The sequence below is a fragment of the Romboutsia sp. genome, from assembly GCF_035470145.1.
Taxonomy (GTDB): domain Bacteria; phylum Bacillota; class Clostridia; order Peptostreptococcales; family Peptostreptococcaceae; genus Romboutsia_D.
The window spans coordinates 1-3036 of sequence record NZ_DATIRC010000412.1; the positions used below are offsets into that span (position 1 = coordinate 1).

Here is a 3036-nt window from a genome sequence, read left to right on the forward strand (position 1 = left end):
TGGAGTGTGACATTAAATATCTAAGGACAGATATAAGTTATATTAAAAGAAAATTAGAAAATATTGGGATTGTATAAGGTGGCTAGGGGGTAACTTCTAGCTTTTACCTATTTCATGAGGGGGTTATGGCATGAATGATAATGATAGATTGAATAGTAATAGTGGAAATCCTTTAGAATCGACTTCTGATAGCTTGTTAGTATGTATTAATACATTTGCTAGTTGTGGTTTGCAATTAGCTTCTAACGTAGCAATATTAGGCTCAAAGGCTATATGGAGCGTTGTAGAATTAACTGCTGATGTAGTAGGGATAGTTTATAGAGTTGCTGCAGGGACATATGAATATGAGGAAAAAGAAGGATATTATATTCCCGAACTAGCAGCAACAAATAATAAAGCTGCTGCAGGTAATAAGCTGCTGCAGGTAAATAATAAGATAGAAGAATATAAAGCTGCTGCAGTAGATGTTAAATATATGGAAGTGGGGGATTTTGATATGAATAAAATACCGAGTTTAGCTGCTTATAAAAGTAATAAAAGTGATGTAGAAAATACTTTAAAGGCTTTTGTAGGTGTAGGGGATTGCAGCAAGGAAATATGTATAGACTTTTTCAAAGATGGCAGCTGCTTAATTGGTGGGGCTAGTAGATGGGGAAAAACAAGTTTGATATATTCGCTGCTGCTAAGTTTAATGGATAGATACAATCCGAATTATCTAAGAATTGTATTGATAGATTTTAAGCAAGTAGATTTAGTAAGAATAGATAAATATAAGCACGTGATAAGCAGCTGCATAACAGATAGTAACAGATTTAATGAAATGCTAGGTTGGGTAGAAAATTTATGTGATGAAAGGGTGGAATTGTTTAGAAGTTTAGATGCAGCAAATATACAAGAATATAATAGCTGCGGCAGCGAAGGAAAAATTCAGCCTGTACTTATAGTCATAGATGAAATTGCACAAGTTTTGGTTGGAAAAAATACAGATGAACTAAAAGCTAGGCTGCACAAATTGATATGTAAGAGCATGGCATTTGGTATATATTGGGTAGTATGCACACAAGAATTGAGCCGAGATACTTTAGGTAAGATGAAAATTAATTTTACTCAAAGCATAGGATTGAAATGTATCGACAAAACTGCATCTGATTTAATTATTAAAAATGGTGAGTTGGAAAACATTAATATAAAGGGCAGGGCGAAAATTGATAATTCAAATGGAGTAACAGAATTTCAGACTTATTTGGTAACTTTGGCAGACTTTCAAGGCTATCTAAAGCACTTGAAAAAGTGATATAATATAATCATAAGGTGGTGAGGGAAAATGGCTTACACATACCGTTTTATCAATGCTAGAGGGGAAGTTATATACTATGGCAAAACTGTTAATATAGATAGAAGAATTACGGATCACTTCACAAAAGGGCATTTGCCACAAGAGTGTTATCGTAGTGTATGCAAAATAGAATATCAAAGACATAAGACTGAATCTGATGCCTTGATTATGGAACAGTTTTATATTTCAAAGTATTCACCAAAATATAATAAACAAGGTCAAAGCCGAGATATTCCAACAATTGCACTTGAGGAAGGAAAATGGAAGTTGTATAAACAGATTAGAGAAGTTAAGCCTTTACAAGTTCAAAATACAGGCTTGATTTGGAAAGTAGTTGCTTTTATATATTTTATATTTATGCTAGGAAAATTGTTAGGACTTATATAATCCTTATTTTTTTAGAAAATTTTTTATTTATTTTTAAATTTATAGTATCTTTTGTACTCATTTATGCTATAATAAAGTATAAAGATTTTTAGGAGGGGTAAAAATGAAAAGATTATATGATTTTATAAAGAAAAACAAAGGTATAGTTTGCAAGGAAATGGAAGAAGGAAATGAAGTTATGTATATAGATTTTAAAGAACATAAAACAATTGGAAGATTTAGAGCAGACAAAGAAGTTGCACAGTTTAAAATAGAAAAAACTAAAAACGGTTATAATTTATACGAATATGATTGCATATATATTCAAGATTTAAAAACATGGCAAGAAGTCAAGATAGTTTTAGAAAGAGTTATAGAATATTAATAGAGGGCAAAGCCCTCTTAGAAAGGTTGCGAAATGAATGATATAAAATTTAGTATAAAGGCTAAAGGTTACACATTGGAAGAATTTGCAGAAGAAGTGTTAGGAATAAAAAGAAATGCTTTATATAAGAAAATAAACGGTGATAGAAAATTCACTAAGCTAGAAAAAGAAAAAATAAAAGAAGTGTTAAACATTGAAATAGATTAAATCAAGATTTGGGAAATTTGTCGAAAGTTTCTCAAATTATTTTTAAATAAAATGTATCTTTTGTACTCAAATATGGTACAATAATAGTATAGTAACAAAGCAAATAGTTCATTGAAAATTAAAAAGGGGTGTCAAATATGACAAGAATAGAAGCTTTAGAAGATAAGGTTAGAAATGAATATTTAAACTATCTTGCAGAGTGTAACCAACTTAGAAATAATGAATCAGATTATCTCGCAAAAGAAGAAGCTTATAGAAAATATAAATCTAATGTAAAGGATTTAGAAAGTGAAATAGCTTCTCTTGGGGGTGTTATATAATGAAACCTATGTCAAACTTGGAAGCCGATAAGTTGCTTGAGGAATTATTTTCGCATGGTGCAACTTTTAAAGATTATGAAGAAAGCTTTTACAATGAAAAAGAGTATGAGGAAGAAGAATATATCGAGCCGATAACTGAAAGAGATTTAAAGGGGGATATATAAATGTTAGAATTAAAGGGAATGGAAATATCTAACAGAATAGATGAACTCGAAAAGGAACTAAGTCAAGCAAAGTTAAATGATAGGCTAAATTGGGAATATGAAAGTATGCAAGCTGAAAAAATGGAACTAGAAAATGAGTTAAGAAGCTTAGGTTATTAAGGGTAGGGGGATTAATTTCCCTCTACTGAACATAAGGTGGTGGGCAGATGGAAGAATTGAAGTGGTTGGAAAGTGAATTGGTAAGGGTTTACATGGAAT

General features: G+C 30.9%; 7 protein-coding genes. All 7 read left to right on the forward strand.

Annotation, left to right across the window (positions count from 1 at the left end; genetic code table 11):
* The first annotated feature begins 130 nt into the window (after positions 1-130).
* The 7 genes from VLM92_RS16180 to VLM92_RS16210 all read left to right on the forward strand — a co-directional run bounded on the left by VLM92_RS16180 (position 131) and on the right by VLM92_RS16210 (position 2937).
* Positions 131-1294, forward strand: a complete 1164-nt coding sequence (locus tag VLM92_RS16180) for an FtsK/SpoIIIE domain-containing protein (protein WP_325277353.1) — start codon at positions 131-133, stop codon at positions 1292-1294.
* A gap of 30 nt (positions 1295-1324) precedes the next feature.
* Positions 1325-1723, forward strand: a complete 399-nt coding sequence (locus VLM92_RS16185) for a GIY-YIG nuclease family protein (RefSeq protein WP_325277354.1) — start codon at positions 1325-1327, stop codon at positions 1721-1723.
* 103 nt (positions 1724-1826) lie between these two features.
* Positions 1827-2087, forward strand: a complete 261-nt coding sequence (locus VLM92_RS16190; protein ID WP_325277355.1) for a hypothetical protein — start codon at positions 1827-1829, stop codon at positions 2085-2087.
* 33 nt (positions 2088-2120) lie between these two features.
* Positions 2121-2294, forward strand: coding sequence for a helix-turn-helix transcriptional regulator (locus VLM92_RS16195; RefSeq protein ID WP_325277356.1), 174 nt, complete (start codon positions 2121-2123; stop codon positions 2292-2294).
* A gap of 137 nt (positions 2295-2431) precedes the next feature.
* Positions 2432-2614: a hypothetical protein gene (locus VLM92_RS16200; protein WP_325277357.1), complete on the forward strand. Its 183-nt coding sequence runs from the start codon at positions 2432-2434 to the stop codon at positions 2612-2614.
* Positions 2614-2778, forward strand: coding sequence for a hypothetical protein (locus VLM92_RS16205; protein WP_325277358.1), 165 nt, complete (start codon positions 2614-2616; stop codon positions 2776-2778). Before VLM92_RS16200 ends, VLM92_RS16205 begins: the two co-directional genes overlap by 1 nt.
* Positions 2779-2937: a hypothetical protein gene (locus VLM92_RS16210; RefSeq protein ID WP_325277359.1), complete on the forward strand. Its 159-nt coding sequence runs from the start codon at positions 2779-2781 to the stop codon at positions 2935-2937.
* Positions 2938-3036: the final 99 nt, after the last annotated feature.